The following is a 20027-nucleotide window of genomic DNA, read 5'->3' as shown; positions in this document are numbered from 1 at the left end:
TTAGAGTAGCAATAACTGGGTTTCAGTTTCGGGGACGCTGAGCTGATACACGCCGACGCCGATCAGCCGAAATTGCATCTGCGGAGCAATATGCAGGTCGTCGAGCAGTAAGTCCAAGGCTTGGGCTAATTCCTGTGGGCTACGCAGCACCTGTTTAAAACTTTTACTGTGTTGCATCACCTGAAAATTCTTGAGTTTTAATTTGACCGTAACGCCGCGAGCAGAAAGCTGTTTCTTTTGCAGGCTTTGCCATACTTGTCCAAGTAAAGGCTCCCAATAGGGGCGACATTGGTTCAGATGCAGGTCATCATCAAAAGTGGTTTCTTTGGAAATTTGCTGGCGTTCCCGTTCCACTTCGACCGGTCGTTCATCAATACCTTGAGCGTACAAAAACAGCCGCCGGCCATATTTGCCAAAATGTTGAATCAGTAAGGCTTCATCAATTTGCTGTAAATCGCCTAAAGTTTCTAGATTCAGACTTTTCAGTTTTTCCTGAGTGACTTTTCCCACGCCGGGAATTTTTTTCAGCGGCAGATCCTGGATAAAACGCTGTACCTGCGAAGGTTTAATTACACAGATGCCATTCGGTTTGTGCCAGTCCGAAGCAATTTTAGCGAGAAATTTATTGGGTGCCACACCGGCAGAAGCAGTCAGTCCGGTCGCTTGAAAAATATCCTCGCGAATCCGCATGGCGACTTCAGTAGCACTGGGAATCTGCTGTAAATTCTCCGTGACATCCAGAAAGGCTTCATCCAGAGACAGTGGTTCAATCAGGGAAGTATATTGTTGGAAGATCTGATGAATCTGTGCCGATACCTGCCGGTATTTGGCAAAATCTGGCTCAATTACGATGACTTGAGGACACAGTTTGCGCGCCTGTCCCATGGACATGGCAGAACGCAGGCCATAAACCCGTGCCGGATAGGAGGCAGCCGCGACCACCGCCCGAGGATGATGCGAGGCAATCACCACAGGCAAGTCTTTCAGTTCTGGACGTTCACGCAGCTCAACCGAGGCATAAAACGCATCCATATCGATATGAATAATTTTGCGCATGTTCGCTATCTTAAGGGCCTTTAATCGGATTGGGAAGCGACGGCTGCGTTGAGTAAATAGGGCTGCGGTTCGCTGAGCAGGACGACTTTTTCCCCTTGTCTCTCGGCAGCCTGAATCAGAAGTTGCAAACTTTTTGGGGTATCATCGGCAAGACGGGGTAAAAATTGCAGCGGCTGGTTTAACGGCTGAAAAAATCATCCCAATGCACCGGAATCACCACTTTGAGCTTGAGGAGGTTCAGGGTTTCAGCCAGATATTGCTGCTGATAGGCATCGGATTGTCTGGAAAGCTGGGCAATGCCTAAAAACAGGGTGTCGACTTTCAGATGCTGCAATTGCTCTGGAATAAATCCGGTACTGGCCTTGACCAGAATTTTATGTCCTGCATGCTCAATCAGGTAGTCGAAACTGCCACCTTCCTTAAATTCGGAAAATTTAGCCGGAAGAGTAAAGGGCTGTAGCAGCTCTTCGCCTAAATCATCATTTACCACTGTGGGCGGGGTATGTTGTGAGGGAATTGCTGTGATTTGAAAATGCCCCCATTGTTGTACTTGCCAAGGCTTAACCGGCTGTAATTGCTGTGGGGTAACTTGGGGATTTGCCCGGGCGATATTCAGTGTGCTCGGCGAACCGACGACAGCAGTTTCGGGAAGCATCTCTAGTAAAGCCGGGACATCCAGAACATGATCATAATGAGAATGACTGACCAGAATGGCTTGGGTTCGGCTCAATTCATGGCATTGTACCAGTTGTTCTAAGAGCAGCTTATCACTTTGAATAGGTCGAGTAATTACTTGCCGCAAAGATGGCCGGCTAAAGAAACCATCGATCAGGATCTGATCGTGGCCATCATCGAGTAACAGGGTGGACACACCAAAAAAATTGACTGTAAGCCCGTGAACGGATATACCGGTTTGCGGCTGCCACGCTTTAAAGTCACTAACCTTGCCCGAAGCTTGCAACAGATAAGCCAGCATACCCGCGATGAGTAGGAGTAGAATCACCAGACCGAGTAAAATGCCTTTTATCCATTTCAATCTTTTTATTTCCTTGTTGTTTTTATAAAGAACTTGTTTTCAGGCGATCAGCTTTATTTCGCTTTATTCTCAGATGAAGGTACTACAATCGCATTCTTTTTGAGAAAATCCAGCCATTGCTGTTCTGAGCCATAAAAAACATTCAGGTCTACCGGTGTGGTAATACCGGGAATTTTCCCCTGACTGGTATGTTGCCAAAATAGCCACGCTGGCTGATCTTTTAAATCAGGCAGACCTTTGTATTCACGTACCCAGAGTGGTACGTTAGGAAAGTGTCCTGCCAGTACAATATTATAAAAAGCTTTAGAAATATAGAAAATCGGCTGCTTGCCATAATGCTTTTTCAGGGCATCGTGCATCACCTGAATTTCGTTTAAAAGCTGCTCTTTAGAATAGGTATTGATGCATTTGCTGTCATATTCCAGATCAATTACTGGCGGTAAGGCATCCGGTTTATTGGGTACGGAGTCAATAAAATTCTGGGCTTGAATGCTGCCATCGCGGCAGAGCCGGTAAAAATGATAGGCACCGACCAAAAAGCCGCGTTCACGTGCTTTCAACCAATTTTCCTGAAAACGGGTATCTTTAAAGTCGCCGCCTTCAGTGGCTTTCAGATAAACAAAACGGTATTTTTCAGGCGAAATCTGCTGCCACTGAATCTCTTTTTGATGATGCGATACATCAAAACCCTGAATAGGATAATCGGCTGCATGGGCAGACGGTGCTTTCATCAGGCAGAGATAGACCATGGCGATCGTGATCACAGTGATCAGTATGCCCAGCCCAATCAAGAGCGATTTATGAACTCTGTTCGGAGCCTGATTTTTCTGCATTTTCAGTCCTTGCCTATATGTGATTTAGCCTAAAACTTACAATCAGCCCAAAGTGAATATAGCGCATCAAACCGGGGTATTTTTAGGAATATGCCAGAAAATATAGGCCGCAATAATATTGATGCAGCCTAAACAGATCAGTGATACATGAAAAGCAGCCACCAGATTGTCAGCGCCGTAATAGGCACTCAGCATGTTCACCAGTGTTCCTGCCAGTGCCACCCCGATACTCATTGACAGCATCATGATCATCGACAGGAAACTGTTGCCGCTACTGGCATCCTGCTGGCTTAAGTCCTTTAAGGTCAGGGTATTCATCGACACGAATTGCAGTGAATTTAAAATGCCGAAGATAAAGAAATGAATCGCACGGAGCCAGATTGGGGTTTCCGCCGTGGTCAGGGCAAAACTGGCAATACATAGACCTACCAGTAAGGTATTGACCAGCAAGACCCGACGGTAGCCAAAACGCTGAATGATGTTGCGGATAATCGGTTTGGAGGCCAGCGAACCAAGCACAGTCGGAATCATCAATAAACCGGTAATAAAAGGTTCAAAACCGAATGCGACTTGCAACATGAGGGGGAGCAAAAATGGAATCGAGTTGCCACCGAGACGGGCAAAGAAATTACCCAAAATACCAATCGCATAAATTTTATTTTTAAACAGCCGGCTGCGAAACAGGGCATTGCTATGCGTATGCGAATGATAGGCATAAATCAGGGTGGCCAATAAACCGACCAAAATTAGGCTCAGGCTCCACCACAGCGAGTTTTGTGGACTGGCAAAATTTTCAATTCCCAGACAGAGGCCCACCATGGCCACGACCAGCAAGATAAAGCCCCAATAATCAAAGCGGGCGACTGTAGGTTCAAGTACATTCGGCATGGCCTTAAAGGTAATCAGCGCGCCCAGTAAGCCAATCGGTAAATTGATCAGGAAAATCCAGTGCCAGGACAGGTATTCTACCATCCAACCACCCAGGGTCGGGCCAATCAATGGACCAATCAGACCGGCCAGACTCATCAGGCTCATGGCGGCCAGAAACTGGGTACGGGGAATGATCTTTAGCATCGCCAAACGGCCGACTGGCAGCAATAATGCACCCCCTATCCCTTGAAAGATCCGGTACACCAATAATTCATTCAGGTTACTTGACCAGGCACAGCCCAAAGAGGCCAAAGAGAAAATAATAATTGCAGCAAAATAGGTATTTCTGACCCCGAACCGGTCTGCCAGCCAGCCACTTAAGGGAATGCAGGCCGCTACAGACAGCACATACGCCACGACCACACTGTGCATGCGTAGCGGATCTTCCTGCAAATTTTGGGCAATTGCAGGTAGGGCCGTATTAATAATGGTGGTATCCAGCCCCTGCATAAAAAAGCCAATCGAGACCAACAAGACCAGCAGTCTGAACTCAGGATCTAAGGCTTGATGCGTAGGCGTGGCATTCATAATTCTGGAAAACTGAAAATTTTGAATAGTTTAAAGGAATCAGCCGAGTCTGTCGTATATAAAGCGTTTCAACTTTTATGCGGTGTTGTGTCAAGGAACTGCAACCGATCTGTCATGGCACTGCAATGCTCTGGTTATAAATTGGTCACGAATTCTTCATGATAGATCAACAAAAAAATGAAATTAAAATCATTGATAGTGGCCATGCTGGCTGTGGGGATGGTGGCATGTGGGAGTGAGAATGAAAATGAAACACCGGTTCCAATCGTCGAGGCTACACCGAACTCGATCGAGTTAAGCAAATTAGCCGCTTATGAATCGGGTGTGTTTGCGCAAAGTGCTGCAGAAATTCCGGCCTTTGATGCCGAGAGTCAACGCCTATTCGTGGTCAATGCCAAAGAAGGCGTATTGGATGTGCTGGATTTAAGTCAACCTGATCAGCCGAAAAAAATAACTTCTATCAAGGTAGATGATATTGCGCCAGAGGCTGAGGTCAACAGTGTCGCGGTACACAATGGCATTGTCGCCATTGCGATTCAGGCTGCTGTGAAAACTGACCCGGGCTATATTGCTTTATATCAGGCCAAAGACCTGAGCAAGTTGGCCCACGTACAGGTGGGTGCCTTGCCGGACATGCTGACTTTCACACCGGATGGTCAAACTTTGCTGGTGGCCAATGAAGGCGAGCCTTCTGATGATTATCAGGTTGACCCTGAAGGGGCGGTGTCTGTCATTAATCTGGCCAATTTAAAAGCCCCGATCGTTCGTACAGCAGACTTTAAAGCCTTTAACGGACGGGAAGCAGCATTGCGTGAACAGGGCATCCGCATTTTCGGACCAAAGGCCAGCGCAGCGCAGGATTTTGAACCTGAGTACATCACTGTTTCAAAAGATGGAAAAACCGCCTGGGTTGCCTTACAGGAAAACAATGCCTTGGCCAAAATTGATGTGGCTTCTGCCAAGGTACTCGCTGTTTATCCATTTGGCTTCAAAGATCATGGCATGAAGGGTCATGGCATGGATATCAGCGATGCGGATGGTGTCGACGGTAAAGGCAAAATCAATATTCAAACTTGGGCGAATGTCCGTGGCTTATATATGCCAGATGCGATTGCAAGTTTCGAGGTCGCGGGCAAAACCTATATTGTGTCTGCCAATGAAGGCGATGCCCGTGCCTGGGGTGAAAACAATCCTGCATATTTCAATAACGATACCAGCCAAGGCTTTGTAGAAGAATGGCGGGTGAAACACTTGGTCCATGCCAAAGGTTTTGACCGCCGTCTGGGTGATGATTTGCCAGCCCATCTTCGGGCATTGGCCAAAGGTGCAGAACTCAATCCGATTAACTTTGCCTACTGCGGTGCTATTGCAGGGGATGCCAAAGACTGCCGGGAAGATCATCTGCTGGGCCGTTTAAATATTACGTGGACCGAAGGCTATCAAAAAAATGCCGATGGTACAGCCAAACTGAATGAACGGGGCAATCTGGTCTATGATCATTTATATAGCTTTGGTACACGCTCGGTCAGTATCTGGGTGGAAAATGATCAGCAGACCGGTTTAGAACTGGTATGGGATTCGGGCGGTCAGTTTGAGCAGTATATTGCCAAACATCATCCTGAGATTTTCAACTTTAATCATGAAGAAGCCGGACTGGATAATCGCAGTGACAATAAAGGGCCGGAACCTGAAGGGGTGACCTTGGGGCAGATTGGTCAAAAAACCTTTGCCTTTATTGGGCTGGAGCGTGTCGGTGGCATCATGGTATATGATGTGTCTACACCTGCATCACCAGTCTTTGTGCAATATATCAATTCACGTGATTTTAAAGCGACTACAGCGCAGATTGAAATGGGACAAGCCGGTGATTTAGGACCGGAAGGTTTGGTATTTATCCCCGCCAAAGACTCCCCGAATAAGAAACCCCTCCTGGTGGTCGGCCATGAAGTCAGTGGCAGTACCACGATTTATCAAGTAAATCTCAAGTAGTCAAAAGCTTTTAAATTCAGGGCACTTCGGTGCTCTCTTTTGTAAGGTGACCATATATATGACAGTCTTGTCATTAAAATGAAATAAAACCGTCATAATCTTGGGCCAACTTTTCAGCACTGCTGAAATCTCCTCGCGTATAGGTTTGTTTTTATGACAATCGAGATTTTGATGGTGATCGGCTTCTGTTTGGCCGCTTACTCTATTGTCGGAAATGATGTACCTCAAACCTTAGGGACATTTATTTCTTCGAATTCACATCGCCCATGGTGGGTATTGTGGATTTATATCAGCTCAATTTTAATTGTCGTATTGGTCTATGGTTGGTATGCATCTGGGGTGGGTGATGCCTCATACGGTCGTTTAGAAACGATTCCTTTCCCTGAAGGTGGCATTACCTGGCTGTACATTGTGCCGCCAATTCTGCTGTTGATGCTGACCAAATACGGGATTCCAGTCAGTACCACTTTCCTGGTGCTTACGATTTTCTCTCCCGCCAGCTTAGGCTCGATGATGGTCAAATCGATGATGGGCTATGCCGTCGCCTTTATTGTAGCGATTGTCATCTATCGTTTTGTGGTCAAGCAGCTGGCACGGCATTTTGCCAAGACACGTCATCAGGAGCACTCCAAGGTCTGGATGGGCTTGCAGTGGGTTTCTACCGGTTTCCTGTGGAGTCAATGGCTGATTCAGGATCTGGCTAACATCTTCGTGTATGTGCCACGTCAGGTGCCGTTTGAATTCCTGATGTTTGCGATTACGGTATTCGTGGTCTTGCTGGGTGTGATTCTGTATCAACGTGGCGGGGCGATCCAGAACATTGTCGACACCAAAACCGGTGTGACCGACATTCGTGCTGCAACGATTATCGACTTCATGTATGCCATTATCCTGTTAGTTTTTAAAGAGTGGAGCAACATTCCAATGAGTACCACCTGGGTATTCCTGGGCTTACTCGCAGGTCGTGAATTTGCCATGTCGATGATTCTGGATGAAGTCAACAAACATCGTACGTCACGCAATGTCAGCGCAGATGCCATGAAACTGATGTTCGGTCTGGCCATGTCGGTCATTCTGGCAACAACTTTGCCGATGTTTTATGACTTTGTGACGAATTATGGTCAATAAGTCCTGATATTAAAAATCCAAGAAAAAAGCGAGCATCTGGCTCGCTTTTTTCTTGCTTGAGAAGTTTAGACTACGAATCTTTGCGGATGGCCTAAATTGGTTAAAGTTGTATAAATTTCTTCTTCGTGTTCGCAAATGATCAGTTTGGCGCGATGCTGTGGCGGTAAAAAACCATCTTCAACTGCACGGTCCAGCTGCGCAATCAAGGCATCATAGAAACCATTGACGTTATAGAGCATCATCGGTTTCTGGTGCTGATTCAGCTGCCCCCAGGTGGCAATTTCCAGAATTTCCTCAAACGTGCCCAGTCCACCCGGTAGTGCCACAAAGGCACAGGCCCGCTCAGCCATCATAGCCTTACGTTGATGCATGCTGGTCACCACATGTAATTCCGTGAGCTGGTTATGGGCAATTTCATAATCCAGCATAAATTCAGGAATCACCCCTACAGCTTCACCGCCATGCTGGATCATGGCATCCGCGACCTGTCCCATCAAGCCAATACTGGCGCCACCGTAAACCAGCCCGAAACCATGTTCTGCCAGTCCTTGCGAGAGATGAATGGCTTTTTCTAAATAAACCGGTTTGTTGCCTGCACGTGAACCACAATAGAGAGCCACTAGAGGGCGTGTTGTTTTTGGGGAGTTTTCTTTAAAATAATCTGTCATTTGAATTACGCTTTGCATTTATTTTCTTCACCTTATCATTTTTCTTTCTTGTGACTATAGCTTAATTAATAAATATGACAATTCTGTGTGCGGCTACATTTTCACTGCAATAGGGCTCAGCAAAATTCATCGATAAACAGCTATGAAAATAGGTGAATTTCAAATTGATCTTGATATACTGAAAATTGGTTTCACAACAATAGAACGACGATGGGTAGTGGTAGTTGGCCGTTTAACTTTATAAATCTACGCCAAATAATTGATCTTATTCAATATAAAAAATTCTGTTTTGCTGTGTCACAGCGTCAGGTGATTCCATGCTGCAGTCCTGAGCTTCAGGAGCCAAGCGTATGATCTTTGAATGGATGTCGGACCCTTCAGCCTGGGTCGGTTTACTCACGTTAATTGTTCTTGAGATTGTACTCGGGATCGACAATCTGGTTTTTATTGCCATTTTGGCGGAGAAACTGCCACCAGAACAACGTAATGCCGCGCGGATTGTGGGCTTAATGCTGGCCCTGGTGATGCGTTTGATCTTGCTGGCCTCGATTGCCTGGGTGGTCACTCTGACTGATCCACTGTTCCATATTTTTGATCATGCTTTCTCAGGTCGAGATCTGATTCTATTGTTTGGTGGGGTGTTCCTGCTGTTTAAAGGCACCATGGAACTGCATGAGCGTCTGGAAGCCAAACCGGTCATCAAAGAAGAAAATCCGGTCCATGCAGTATTCTGGATGGTGATTGTCCAGATCGTGGTGCTGGATGCCGTTTTCTCATTGGACAGTGTGATTACTGCGGTTGGCATGGTCAAAGACCTGTCAGTCATGATGATTGCCGTGATTATTGCCATCGGGATTATGCTCTGGGCATCCAAAGCCCTGATGGATTTCGTCAACAGGCATCCGACCGTAGTGATTCTGTGTCTGGGCTTCCTGATGATGATCGGTTTCTCGCTGGTGGTCGAAGGCTTCGGTTTCCATATTCCGAAAGGCTATCTGTATGCTGCGATTGGTTTCTCGGTGATTGTCGAATTTATTAACCAGACCATGAAACGCAATCAGGAAAAAATGGTGACTACTACGGATATGCGCTACCGTACTGCTTCAGCAGTGATGCGGATGCTGGGTGGTAAACCTGCTCAGGACAATGATTCTTCTGAACCGGAAGATGTTCTGGCAACCCGTGCCTTTGCCGATGAAGTCTTTAATGATGACAATGGCATCTATCATAGTGTCATGGTACAGGGGGTACTGGGTCTGTCTGAACGTCCGGTCAAGTCGGTGATGACGCCGCGTCCCGAACTGGAATGGATCGATCTGGACAATGATGCCGACAGCATCAAAGCACAATTGTTGCAGATGAGCCACTCGCGTCTGATCATCGCTCGCGGCGAACTGGACAATATTGCCGGTGTGGTGCTGACCCATAAAGTCCTGAATGAATATATTGAAACTGGGGTGCTGGACTTTGAAAAGCATTTACGTGAGCCAGTCATCGTGCATGAAAATGCTCAGGTACTGATGGTGATGGATCAATTGCGTCAAGCGCCCTTACAGATGGCAATTGTGCTGAATGAATATGGCTCAATTGAAGGGATTGCCACCCCAATTGATATTCTTGAAGCAATTGCCGGTGAATTTCCAGATGAAGATGAGCTGCAAGTGGCAGCAGAAAGTCTGGATGATGGCAGCCTGATTCTGGACGGTTCCACCGATATTCGTCACGTTTCCTTGCTGCTGGATCGTGATCTGGTCAATGAAACTGAAGAATATTCGACTTTATCTGGTTATGTATTGTTCCATATGGCACGTTTACCACATAGCGGTGAAAAGTTTGAAGCAGATGGGCATATCTTTGAGGTCGTGACGATGGACGGTCATAAGATCGATAAAGTGCATATCATTCCGCAGCTTCCTGCACAGGACTAGATTCTAGCCAATGTTTGGCCTGTAAAGTTTGCTAAAATAGCCCGCATTGTCGGGCTATTTTTATGGAACTGAAATGTCAGAAGCATGTCCATGTGGACAAGGCGAATATCACAGTTGTTGTCAGCCACTGCATGTAGGGCAACGGGCCGCAGAGACTGCACAGCAACTCATGCGTTCCCGTTATAGTGCCTTTGCCAAGCATGAAATCGATTACATCAAAACCACGACTGCGCTGGGTCAGCAACAAGCGCTGGACCTGCAGGCAATTAGTGAATGGAGTAAAGCCAATCAATGGTTAAAGCTTGAAATTGTTCAAGTCAATGAAAAATTAGATAAAAATCATGCCTTAGTCGAGTTTAAGGCACATTATCATGATGGCAAGCAGGCACAGGTGCATCATGAAGCTTCGCATTTTGTGAAGTTTGAAGGTCGCTGGTATTTTCTGGATCCGACGACAGACCAGACCATCACCATGAAACAGGCCTGCATTTGTGGCTCGGGGAAAAAATTTAAGCAATGTTGTGCCGGATTCTTATAACTTTCACACAGATTTAGCTTAGAATAGCCGCCATCTCAAAGCCTCAGGTGGAAGCAGGGCGATGTTACTGACCGTCATCTATATTATTGCAATTACCGCTGAAGCCATGACCGGAGCACTGTCCGCTGGCCGGCGCAGCATGGACTGGTTTGGCGTGATGATTATTGCCTGTGTTACTGCACTGGGTGGTGGTTCGGTCCGCGATGTTCTGCTCGGACATTATCCCCTGACCTGGGTCAAACATCCCGAATATCTGGTGCTGACCTGTTGCGCAGCCTTCGTCACTATCCTGATTGCCAAATGGATGCGACAGTTACGTAATGTCTTCCTGGTGCTGGATGCCTTGGGCCTGATTGGCTTTACCATTATTGGCTGCCAGATTGCCCTGGAAATGGGGCATGGTTTTGTGGTCAGCGCCGTCGCGGGTGTTTTGACCGGAGTGTCTGGCGGGATTTTGCGTGACATTTTATGTAATGACGTGCCGCTGGTGTTCCGCCGTGAACTGTATGCCAGTATTGCCTTTGTTTCAGTGATCTTTTACTGGCTCTGTAGCCACTACGGCTTGTCGCAGGATCTGACCATTTTGTCTACCCTGATTTTTGGTTTTAGCTTACGTCTGATCGCCATCTATTTTGGTCTGGAAATGCCAAAATTCATTTATAAAGATGATGATGAGCACTCGGCATCTTCCAAAGATGAATCTTAATTTTTAAATGTATGAAGTGCGGCAATAAAAATAGCCGCATTCAACTCAATTCGTAGTATAAAAAATATAAAGCAGCCCACCTGTTGAGAAAGCAGCATCTCCCGTTCCACCTGATCAGAGATTTTTGTTATGGATTTAGTTTCTCGCATACAACGCTTACCGATTGGTAGGTTTCACTACACCTTGCTGGTGGTGATTGGACTGGGCTGGATGTTTGATGCGATGGATACCGGATTGATTTCCTTTATCCTGGCCAAAATGGCTGAAGACTGGCAGATGACTGCCGATCAAAAAAGCTGGGTAGTGTCGATCGGTTTTGTCGGCATGGCGATCGGGGCGATTTGTTCAGGTGGCCTGGCAGACCGTTTTGGCCGTAAAACAGTCTTTGCTGCGACTCTGGTCATTTATAGCTTGGCCACGGCAGCCTGCGCTTTTGCACCGAATCTGACTTGGCTACTAGTATTCCGTTTTATTGTCGGTTTAGGCTTGGGTGGTCAGTTACCCGTGGCCGTAACGCTGGTCAGTGAATATATTCCTGCACATGTGCGTGGCCGTTTTATTGTCTTGCTGGAAAGTTTTTGGGGGCTAGGCTGGCTGGTTGCGGCGCTGGTATCGCGCTTTGTTATTCCTGATTTTGGTTGGCAAACTGCTTTCATGATTGGTGGCCTGCCTGCGCTGTATGCCATTGTAATCTGGAAAATGGTACCGGAATCTATTCCATTCCTGATTAACCGTGGTCGTATAGAGGAAGCTTCGGCACTGGTCAAAAAGATTGAGCGTCAATGTGGCGTTCAAGTCTATGAAATTTTTGAAGTGAAACCCGTTGCAGAGAAGCAGAATATTTCATTTTCACAGTTATGGTCGGGTATTTTTGCACGCCGTACGCTTATGCTATGGCTGATCTGGTTCGGTATTATTTTCTCTTATTATGGCATTTTTACCTGGTTACCAAGTTTACTGGTCAAAGAAGGTTATAGCATTGTCCAGTCATTTGAATATGTGCTGATTATGATTCTGGCGCAGTTGCCCGGTTATCTGGTGGCGGCATGGCTGGTCGAAAAGCTGGGTCGTAAGCCGACTCTGGCCGGCTTTATCGGTATGTGCGCGATCTCGGCCTATTTCTTTGGCCAGTCGGGTAGTGTTACTGAAATCGTGATTTGGGGCTGTCTGATGTCCTTCTTTAATCTGGGTGCCTGGGGCGTGCTCTACACTTATACCCCGGAACAATATCCGACCAATATCCGTGCCTTTGGTTCAGGCTGGGCTGGTGCAGTAGGCCGGATTGGCGGTATCGCGGCACCTTTTGCAGTAACCCATCTGATGGGCATGCCAAACGGTTTCAGCTATGTCTTCACCATGTTTACGGCAGTTTTGGTCGCTGTCGCGATTGTGATTCTGGTCTTGGGTGAAGAAACCAAAGGCAAGACCCTGGAATCGATGGGCTTATAAAGGGAATGAATTTTTAGTTGCTTATGGCCTATAAAGTGGATATTTTTAGGCCATAAGACACAAATTGTCGCGCTGAACGATTTGATGCCCTTGTGTCATCTACAGCCACGACTTAGCATAAGAAACATTGATACAAAAACGAATTATTTAGGACTATAGGTTGTTATGACAAGCCTTGCGCATCATGCGACAGAAAACCGCTCCGTAGCAGAATTTACCGAACAAGCTTATCTGAATTACGCCATGTACGTGATTATGGATCGGGCACTCCCTCATATTAGCGATGGCCTGAAACCGGTACAGCGCCGGATTGTTTATGCCATGAGTGAGCTGGGACTGAAATGGACCAGCAAACCAAAGAAATCCGCACGTACTGTCGGTGACGTACTCGGTAAATACCATCCGCATGGTGACTCGGCCTGCTATGAAGCCATGGTGCTGATGGCACAGCCCTTTAGTTATCGTTACCCGTTTATTGAGGGGCAGGGTAACTGGGGTTCACCGGATGATCCGAAGTCTTTCGCGGCGATGCGTTATACCGAAGCCAAGCTTTCCCAGTACAGCGAACTGTTGCTGTCTGAACTGGGTCAGGGCACCTGTGAATGGCAGGACAACTTTGATGGTTCGATGAAAGAACCGGTGAATTTGCCAGCCCGTGTACCGAACATCTTGCTGAATGGCACCACTGGTATTGCTGTCGGTATGGCCACAGACATTCCACCGCATAACCTGCGTGAAGTGGTCAAAGGGACGATTGCGCTAATTCGTAATCCGAACCTGACCGATGAAAAAATCGCAGAATATATTCCTGCGCCAGACTTGCCGACCAAAGCTGAAATTATCACCCCGCCTGCTGAACTGTTAAAAATTCAGACCACAGGTCGTGGCAGCTACCGCATGCGTGCGGTCTATAGCGTCGATAAAAACGAAATCATCATTACGGAACTGCCATATCAGGTGTCAGGCTCCAAAATCATCACCCAGATTGCCGATCAGATGCAGGCCAAAAAACTGCCTTTGGTCAGCGATGTACGGGATGAATCGGATCATGCCAATCCAACCCGTTTAGTGATTGTATTGCGTTCGAATCGTATTGATGCCGAATCGGTGATGAGTCACTTGTTTGCCACCACCGATCTGGAATCCAGCTACCGCGTCAACATGAACATGATTGGTGCGGATGGCCGTCCACAGGTGAAATCGATTCGTCGTATTTTACTAGAATGGATTGAAATCCGTAAAACTACGGTAACACGCCGTCTGCAATATCATCTGAACAAGATCGAAAAACGCCTACATATTCTCGGCGGTCTGATCATTGCTTATCTGAATATTGACGAAGTGATTCAGATTATTCGTGAAGAAGATCAGCCAAAACCAGTTTTGATGCAGCGTTTTAACATTGACGAGATTCAGGCCGAAGCGATTCTGGAACTGAAATTGCGTCATTTGGCTAAGCTTGAAGAAATGGAAATGCGCCGTGAACAGGAAGAACTGGAAGCGAAAGCGGCAGTAATTCGTGAACAATTGGCCAATCCGGAATCTTTAAAAAGCCTGATCATTTCTGAGCTGAAAGACGATGCCAAGAAATTTGGCGATGATCGCCGTTCGCCAATCGTACAACGTGCCGAAGCTGCTGCAATCAATGAAACTGAAATGTTGCCGGCCGATCCGGTGACGGTGGTGTTATCAGAAGCTGGCTGGATTCGCTGTGCCAAAGGCCATGAAGTTGATGCAGAAAATCTGAATTTCCGTGCTGGTGATCAGTATTTGAGTCATGCACAGGGCAAATCCAATCAACGCCTTTATGTATTAGATGACACTGGCCGTAGCTATGCCTTGGCCATCAATACGCTACCATCTGCGCGTGGTCTCGGCGAACCGCTCAGTTCAAAACTGTCTCCAGGCAGCGGGGTCGGTTTTAAACAGGTTCTGGTGGCAGAGGATGAAACTGAAATTCTAGCAGCAAGCAACAAAGGCTATGGCTTTAAAACCCAGGCCAAGCAGCTGGATACCAGTGCCAAAGCGGGGAAAGCTTTCCTGAATTTATCTGAAGGGGCAGAGGTCATGAACCTGCAGCCACTCGATGATGCCACGCATGTTGCACTGCTCAGTTCAGCAGGACGCCTGTTGATTGTCGATTTAGCAGAATTACCTGTATTGAACAAAGGTAAAGGAAATAAATTGATACAACTTGAAGATAGTGATCAAATTTTGTCCATGACAATATTGAAGCTTGATGAAATAATTCAAGTGCTTGCAGGACAACAGCAGTTAAAATTAAAAGGGGATGATTTGCGCAAATATATCGGTAAGCGCGGTGCAAAAGGACAGCTTTTACCACGCGGATATCAAAAAGCAAATAAACTGTTGATTCAAAGATAAGACTAGCATCCATCCTGCGAAATACGTTATATATGAACAACGATTCAACAAGATGGATGCAATATTACACATATACAAGTCTAAAAATGGCGTGTGATATTGAAAAAAACAGTTGAAATACTAAGGATTATGATTGGAGAGATGGCCATTATGGAAAAAATTTGGTTTGCTGAATACCAAAAAACAGGGATTCCAGAAACAGTAGAATTACCAGCAGAAAATACTTCTCTAGTAGATGTTTTTGAGCGTAATTTCCAAAAATTCGGCTCGCGTGATGCCTTTATCTTTATGGATAAGGCAATGACTTTCAATGAACTGGAAGAGGCGAGCCGTAAGTTTGCAACTTATCTACAAAGCTTGGGGTTGGCAAAAGGTTCACGTGTGGCAGTGATGATGCCAAACGTTCTTCAGTATCCGGTTGTGGCACTTGGGGTGTTCCGCGCAGGTTTGGTACTGGTCAACGTGAATCCACTCTACACATCGCGCGAACTTGAGCATCAATTGAATGACTCAGGCGCTGAAGTACTGGTGATTATTGAGAACTTTGCATCTGTTTATCAAGCGATTATTGGTAAAACACCGGTGAAGCATGTTGTAGTGGCTTCTGTCGGTGACATGCTGGGTGCCTTGAAAGGAACATTGGTAAACTTTGTACTGCGTTCTGTGCGCAAGCAAATTCCAGCTTGGGATATTCCAGGCCATGTGAGATTTAATGCGGCCTTGTCTAAAGTTAATCCAAGTAACTATAAACGCCCTGAATTGACCCTTAGTGATACTGCAGTTCTTCAGTACACAGGTGGTACCACGGGTGTATCTAAAGGTGCTGAACTGACGCATCGTAATCTGGTTGCGAACATGTTGCAGTGTGACGGTATCTTCCAGAGTAAATTTGGTGCGCAAGATGGCCAGCCAGATGACCGTATTTTCTGTGCTTTGCCGCTTTATCATATCTTTGCTTTCATGGTTTGTGCACTTTACGGTATGTACAAAGGTCAGGCCAACGTTCTGATTCCAAACCCGCGTGATTTACCTGCGGTAATGAAAGAGCTACGTAAATATCAACCGACTTTCTTCCCGGCAGTGAACACATTGTTCAATGCGCTGGTAAACAATGAAGAGTTTAAGCAACTTGATCATAGCAAATTGAAAATGGCGATGGGTGGCGGTATGGCCGTACTTCCTTCTACTGCAGCAGCATGGAAGAAAGTCACTGGAACCAATATCGTTGAAGGTTATGGCTTGTCTGAAACTTCTCCGGTGGCAACAGCAAATCCACCTGCATCTGAAGAATTCAGTGGCACTATTGGCATTCCATTGCCATTAACTGAAGTGGCTATTCTGGATGATGAAGGCAATGAAGTTCCACTGGGTGAGCAAGGTGAAATTTCAATCCGTGGTCCTCAGGTCATGAAAGGCTACTGGAACCGTCCAGATGAAACTGAAAAGGTCATGGTGAATGGCTTCTTCCGTACCGGTGATATCGGTGTTATGGATTCACGTGGTTATGTGAAAATTGTAGATCGTAAGAAAGACATGATTCTAGTGTCTGGTTTTAACGTCTATCCATCTGAGATTGAAGAGGTTGTAGCAACTCATCCAAAAGTACTGGAAGTGGCTGCGATTGGTGTGCCAGATGAAAAATCAGGTGAAGTGCCAAAACTGTTTGTTGTGAAAAAAGATCCGTCTTTAACCACAGAAGAAGTTTTAGCATTCGCTAAAGAAAACCTGACCGGTTATAAACGTCCACGTTATGTCGAGTTTATGGATGAATTGCCAAAATCCAACGTAGGTAAAATCCTGCGTAAAGATTTACGTAAAACAGCCTAATACCTGTAAGAAAAAAAAGCGCCGTCAGGCGCTTTTTTTGATTTGGACTTTTTATTTTTTCATTAACCAGCGATCAAAATAAGGACGACCTACACCAACTACTCCCAAGAAGATAAACATGGTGCCAAACTGGCGAGTAAATCCGGTTTGATTAAAGCTGCCATAACTTAGAATGTTATCGACCAAGCAATACACCAGAATCGCGACTAGCCAGTGCCAGAGTGGTGTACGCTTGATACCTACGAAATAAAAGGCAATCCATAAAATGACAAAGGTGAAGATCGGCGACCAGATATTCATATTGGCACAAATGACAGCCATCAGAAATGCCACAATCGGCAGGACAATTTTTAATACGCGATCCACTTGACGTTGATGCTGGCGTTGTTTCTCGAGGACATCGAACATTTCATTTTGATCAGGCGCGACCATAGTGAATCCTTAACAAGTAATAAAAAGCACTCTATTTAACAAAATTTATTCACGAAATGCCATGCTATGATAGAGATAAAATTTTCATGAGAAAAAACAGATGCACAGCATTAGTGGGGTTATTTATCTCATTTTGGCCGCTTGTCTTTTGCCTTATGTGTTTACATTGATTGCAAAAAAATCAGCAGGCTTCAGCAGCAAAGACAATCAGAACCCACGGGCATTTTTAGAAAAGTCTTCAGGCTTGGCCAGTCGCGCGAATGCTGCCCAGCAGAATAGCTTTGAAAGTTTGCCACTCTTTATTGCTGCTATTCTAATGGCGGAATATATGGTGGTGCCGCAAAGTGTAGTGATGACTTTTGGTGTAGCTTATCTGGTTTTTCGTGTGTTGTACGGAATCTGCTATTTAGCCAACTGGGCGACTTTACGCTCTATCGTATGGTTGCTCTCGATGTTATGTCCGGTAGCTTTATTGCTGCTGATCATCAAGTTAGTTTAAGTCATCAGGTCTGCGGACATATTTACAGTTCGATATTTTAAAATCCAAAAAAATCTTTAAAAACCGTTATAATTGTCGCGGTTTTTTAAAAGATATAACTTGTTAAAGAGTGATGCTATGAGCTACAGCAATATCCCAGCGGGTAAAGATGCGCCAAACGATATCTATGTGATCATCGAAATTCCTGCAAATGCAGCACCAATCAAATACGAAATCGATAAAGATTCTGATGCGTTATTTGTAGACCGTTTCATGGGTACAGCAATGTTCTACCCAGCAAACTACGGTTATGTACCAAACACACTATCGCTTGATGGTGACCCATTAGACGTACTGGTTGTAACGCCTCATCCAGTAGAGCCAGGTTCAGTCATTCGTTGCCGTCCTGTCGGTAAATTGAACATGGAAGATGACGGTGGTGTTGATGCGAAACTGGTTGCAGTTCCACATGACAAACTGACCCCAATCTACAAAGATGTTCAGGAATATACTGATCTTCCTCCATTGTTGATCAGCCAGATCGAACATTTCTTCCAGCATTACAAAGACCTTGAGCCAGGCAAATGGGTTAAGTTAAGTGGTTGGGAAGGTGCTGATGTTGCGAAGCAAGAAGTACTGGACTCAATTGCTGCTTATGCAGAAGCAAACAAATAATTGCTTTTTGTTGTCCAGGTTTTAACTTTTTAAAGCCTGCAATAAAAAAACCTGCACAATGTGCAGGTTTTTTTATGGCTTGAAACCCGAGTGAATTAGAATAATTTCACAGGAATGTCTAACCAGATACGCCATTCGTTAGTATCGTTCATGTAAATAGATTTGTAGCTATCATTTGCACGATAATAAGAGTGACGAAGACGTAAGCTAGTATCTTTAGCAAAACCAGATTGAACTGTGTATTTTACTTGGTTAAAGAATTCACGTTCTTGTCCTTCTTGCTCCTTACCAACAACATCAATATCCCATCCATAGACAAATGCTGTAGTCCAGTTTAAACCAGGCAAGCCTTGGTTCTTAAAGCTATAGTTATATTGTAGACCAAGTGATTTTTCATCTTTACCAATAAAATCTGAAAGATAAGAGTTAGGTAGGTAAATACTTTGTGCACCATCAGCATTGTTACCATAATCGTAGCCTAAGCTGCCGGTATTTTGTTGATAAGCAAGCATTACGTTGTGTACGTCTTTGCTGTACGTGCTAGAAATCGCCCAAATAGAGTTTTGTTTGTCTTCAGTCAAAGTCTCAATATTTGATGAGCTACCAGCTTCGAACTCAGTATGATAACCACTAAAGTCATGAGTTAAAGTGCTGTCATTAGCCAAGGTATAGCTATAGTTCGCATTAACATAGTGACGTTGTAATTTATCTTTAACATCAACACCATAGTATGAAGAATTTAATTGATCATTAAACTTGTATTTCGCACCCCAAACTACAGCACGGTCAAGTTCGTTACCATCTGAATTGATTTGATTTGAATACTGGTTTTCGGTGAATTTACCAGCAACTAAGTTTAGGTTCTCAATTTCATTACTTTCAACTAACACACCTGTGAAATATTCAGGTACTAAACGCGCAGTATTGCTTGCAAGTACAGGTAGGTCTAAAACCTGAGTACCATAAGTTGCAGTCGTATTTGATACACGAGCTTTCACATATGCGCCGCCACGAGTCCAATGATCATAAGCATCTTTAGTGCCATCAGCGTTATTTTGTGGGTGGGTAGGAATCATGCCATTACCAGTGTGACCGTTTTCACCCAATTTAAATGATGCATCACCAATAATACCTGCACCAAAGCCTACAGTACCTTTTGTGAAGCCTGAGTCTAATTTTACAATTGCTGTTTGAGCAAAAGAACTTGTATCAGTACCGGGCTTAGTACCTTTATAGTCACGAGTTAAATAACCAGTCCGGAAAAGTACAGAACCTTCAGCATCTTCTACAAAACCTTTCGACTCGCTTTGCTCGCTAGCGAAAGCGGTAGAAACCAAAGCAGCCTGAATCAAAACTGCTAATGTTAATTTTTTTGAATTTTGCATTGGGAAGAGAGCCTTATACAAATTGATCGGAATTTTTTAGGAATTGTATAAGAATT

At 45.3% G+C, this 20027-nt stretch carries 16 protein-coding genes and 1 pseudogene; 10 read left to right on the top strand and 7 right to left on the bottom strand.

Annotation, left to right across the window (positions count from 1 at the left end):
* From dinB to mdtD, 4 genes and pseudogenes are all read right to left on the bottom strand, one after another.
* Positions 1-1056, bottom strand: a complete 1056-nt coding sequence (gene dinB, locus NI466_RS03525; RefSeq protein WP_004281020.1) for a DNA polymerase IV — start codon at positions 1054-1056, stop codon at positions 1-3.
* A gap of 20 nt (positions 1057-1076) precedes the next feature.
* Positions 1077-2092, bottom strand: a pseudogene (locus NI466_RS03520) (MBL fold metallo-hydrolase).
* Positions 2093-2145: 53 nt separating this feature from the next.
* Entirely contained in the window at positions 2146-2925 is a 780-nt protein-coding gene (locus NI466_RS03515; RefSeq protein ID WP_253172738.1) for a glycoside hydrolase family 25 protein, read from the bottom strand.
* Positions 2926-2991: 66 nt separating this feature from the next.
* Positions 2992-4383, bottom strand: a complete 1392-nt coding sequence (mdtD, locus tag NI466_RS03510; RefSeq protein WP_253172737.1) for a multidrug transporter subunit MdtD — start codon at positions 4381-4383, stop codon at positions 2992-2994.
* Between the two features lie 177 nt (positions 4384-4560).
* Between mdtD and NI466_RS03505 the strand changes: the two genes are divergently transcribed.
* Both NI466_RS03505 and NI466_RS03500 read left to right on the top strand, forming a co-directional pair.
* Positions 4561-6372, top strand: a complete 1812-nt coding sequence (locus NI466_RS03505) for a choice-of-anchor I family protein (protein WP_435575018.1) — start codon at positions 4561-4563, stop codon at positions 6370-6372.
* A gap of 153 nt (positions 6373-6525) precedes the next feature.
* The gene (locus NI466_RS03500) at positions 6526-7500 is read left to right on the top strand and encodes a hypothetical protein (RefSeq protein WP_085064596.1); all 975 of its coding nucleotides are present in this window, start codon (positions 6526-6528) and stop codon (positions 7498-7500) included.
* Positions 7501-7565: 65 nt separating this feature from the next.
* Here the strand turns inward: NI466_RS03500 and NI466_RS03495 are convergent, their stop codons facing one another.
* On the bottom strand, positions 7566-8186 hold the full coding sequence (locus tag NI466_RS03495; protein ID WP_004281026.1) for an LOG family protein: 621 nt from the start codon (positions 8184-8186) through the stop codon (positions 7566-7568).
* Positions 8187-8518: 332 nt separating this feature from the next.
* On the opposite strand from NI466_RS03495, the gene NI466_RS03490 reads away from it, so the two are divergent.
* The 6 genes from NI466_RS03490 (at position 8519) to NI466_RS03465 (ending at position 17001) form a co-directional block, all read left to right on the top strand.
* Complete coding sequence (locus NI466_RS03490; RefSeq protein WP_005094508.1) at positions 8519-10096, top strand: TerC family protein; 1578 nt, start codon at positions 8519-8521, stop codon at positions 10094-10096.
* A 73-nt stretch (positions 10097-10169) separates the two neighbouring features.
* Positions 10170-10634, top strand: coding sequence for a YchJ family protein (locus NI466_RS03485; protein ID WP_253172735.1), 465 nt, complete (start codon positions 10170-10172; stop codon positions 10632-10634).
* Positions 10635-10695: 61 nt separating this feature from the next.
* Positions 10696-11340, top strand: a complete 645-nt coding sequence (locus NI466_RS03480; protein WP_004644893.1) for a trimeric intracellular cation channel family protein — start codon at positions 10696-10698, stop codon at positions 11338-11340.
* A gap of 129 nt (positions 11341-11469) precedes the next feature.
* The gene (gene niaP / locus NI466_RS03475) at positions 11470-12789 is read left to right on the top strand and encodes a niacin transporter NiaP (protein WP_004281032.1); all 1320 of its coding nucleotides are present in this window, start codon (positions 11470-11472) and stop codon (positions 12787-12789) included.
* Positions 12790-12954: 165 nt separating this feature from the next.
* Positions 12955-15174: a DNA topoisomerase IV subunit A gene (gene parC / locus NI466_RS03470; protein WP_253172733.1), complete on the top strand. Its 2220-nt coding sequence runs from the start codon at positions 12955-12957 to the stop codon at positions 15172-15174.
* 150 nt (positions 15175-15324) lie between these two features.
* A complete protein-coding gene (locus NI466_RS03465) occupies positions 15325-17001 on the top strand; it encodes a long-chain-fatty-acid--CoA ligase (protein ID WP_005101517.1) in 1677 nt (558 codons plus the stop codon).
* Between the two features lie 51 nt (positions 17002-17052).
* Here NI466_RS03465 and NI466_RS03460 read toward each other — a convergent pair whose 3' ends face one another.
* Positions 17053-17433, bottom strand: a complete 381-nt coding sequence (locus NI466_RS03460; RefSeq protein WP_253172731.1) for a hypothetical protein — start codon at positions 17431-17433, stop codon at positions 17053-17055.
* A gap of 100 nt (positions 17434-17533) precedes the next feature.
* Between NI466_RS03460 and NI466_RS03455 the strand changes: the two genes are divergently transcribed.
* Both NI466_RS03455 and ppa read left to right on the top strand, forming a co-directional pair.
* Positions 17534-17932, top strand: coding sequence for an MAPEG family protein (locus tag NI466_RS03455; protein WP_005108437.1), 399 nt, complete (start codon positions 17534-17536; stop codon positions 17930-17932).
* A gap of 117 nt (positions 17933-18049) precedes the next feature.
* Positions 18050-18586, top strand: coding sequence for an inorganic diphosphatase (gene ppa / locus NI466_RS03450; protein ID WP_004281037.1), 537 nt, complete (start codon positions 18050-18052; stop codon positions 18584-18586).
* A gap of 95 nt (positions 18587-18681) precedes the next feature.
* Here the strand turns inward: ppa and NI466_RS03445 are convergent, their stop codons facing one another.
* On the bottom strand, positions 18682-19971 hold the full coding sequence (locus NI466_RS03445; protein ID WP_253172730.1) for an OprD family outer membrane porin: 1290 nt from the start codon (positions 19969-19971) through the stop codon (positions 18682-18684).
* Positions 19972-20027 lie beyond the last annotated feature (56 nt).

Origin of the sequence: Acinetobacter lwoffii (genome assembly GCF_024129595.1) — a bacterium.
Lineage (GTDB): Bacteria > Pseudomonadota > Gammaproteobacteria > Pseudomonadales > Moraxellaceae > Acinetobacter > Acinetobacter lwoffii_O.
The sequence above is the reverse complement of the archived record's forward strand: the minus strand, read 5'-3'. Positions and strand labels throughout refer to the sequence as shown.

Excerpts from the sequence above, each read along its gene's own strand:
- NI466_RS03445 (WP_253172730.1), bottom strand. The coding sequence starts at position 19,971 with ATGCAAAATTCAAAAAAATTAACATTAGCAGTTTTGATTCAGGCTGCT.
- NI466_RS03515 (WP_253172738.1), bottom strand. The coding sequence starts at position 2,925 with ATGCAGAAAAATCAGGCTCCGAACAGAGTTCATAAATCGCTCTTGATT.
- NI466_RS03500 (WP_085064596.1), top strand. The coding sequence starts at position 6,526 with ATGACAATCGAGATTTTGATGGTGATCGGCTTCTGTTTGGCCGCTTAC.
- dinB (WP_004281020.1), bottom strand. The coding sequence starts at position 1,056 with ATGCGCAAAATTATTCATATCGATATGGATGCGTTTTATGCCTCGGTT.
- NI466_RS03490 (WP_005094508.1), top strand. The coding sequence starts at position 8,519 with ATGATCTTTGAATGGATGTCGGACCCTTCAGCCTGGGTCGGTTTACTC.
- NI466_RS03465 (WP_005101517.1), top strand. The coding sequence starts at position 15,325 with ATGGAAAAAATTTGGTTTGCTGAATACCAAAAAACAGGGATTCCAGAA.
- NI466_RS03455 (WP_005108437.1), top strand. The coding sequence starts at position 17,534 with ATGCACAGCATTAGTGGGGTTATTTATCTCATTTTGGCCGCTTGTCTT.
- ppa (WP_004281037.1), top strand. The coding sequence starts at position 18,050 with ATGAGCTACAGCAATATCCCAGCGGGTAAAGATGCGCCAAACGATATC.
- NI466_RS03480 (WP_004644893.1), top strand. The coding sequence starts at position 10,696 with ATGTTACTGACCGTCATCTATATTATTGCAATTACCGCTGAAGCCATG.
- NI466_RS03495 (WP_004281026.1), bottom strand. The coding sequence starts at position 8,186 with ATGCAAAGCGTAATTCAAATGACAGATTATTTTAAAGAAAACTCCCCA.
- niaP (WP_004281032.1), top strand. The coding sequence starts at position 11,470 with ATGGATTTAGTTTCTCGCATACAACGCTTACCGATTGGTAGGTTTCAC.
- mdtD (WP_253172737.1), bottom strand. The coding sequence starts at position 4,383 with ATGAATGCCACGCCTACGCATCAAGCCTTAGATCCTGAGTTCAGACTG.
- parC (WP_253172733.1), top strand. The coding sequence starts at position 12,955 with ATGACAAGCCTTGCGCATCATGCGACAGAAAACCGCTCCGTAGCAGAA.
- NI466_RS03505 (WP_435575018.1), top strand. The coding sequence starts at position 4,561 with ATGAAATTAAAATCATTGATAGTGGCCATGCTGGCTGTGGGGATGGTG.
- NI466_RS03485 (WP_253172735.1), top strand. The coding sequence starts at position 10,170 with ATGTCAGAAGCATGTCCATGTGGACAAGGCGAATATCACAGTTGTTGT.
- NI466_RS03460 (WP_253172731.1), bottom strand. The coding sequence starts at position 17,433 with ATGGTCGCGCCTGATCAAAATGAAATGTTCGATGTCCTCGAGAAACAA.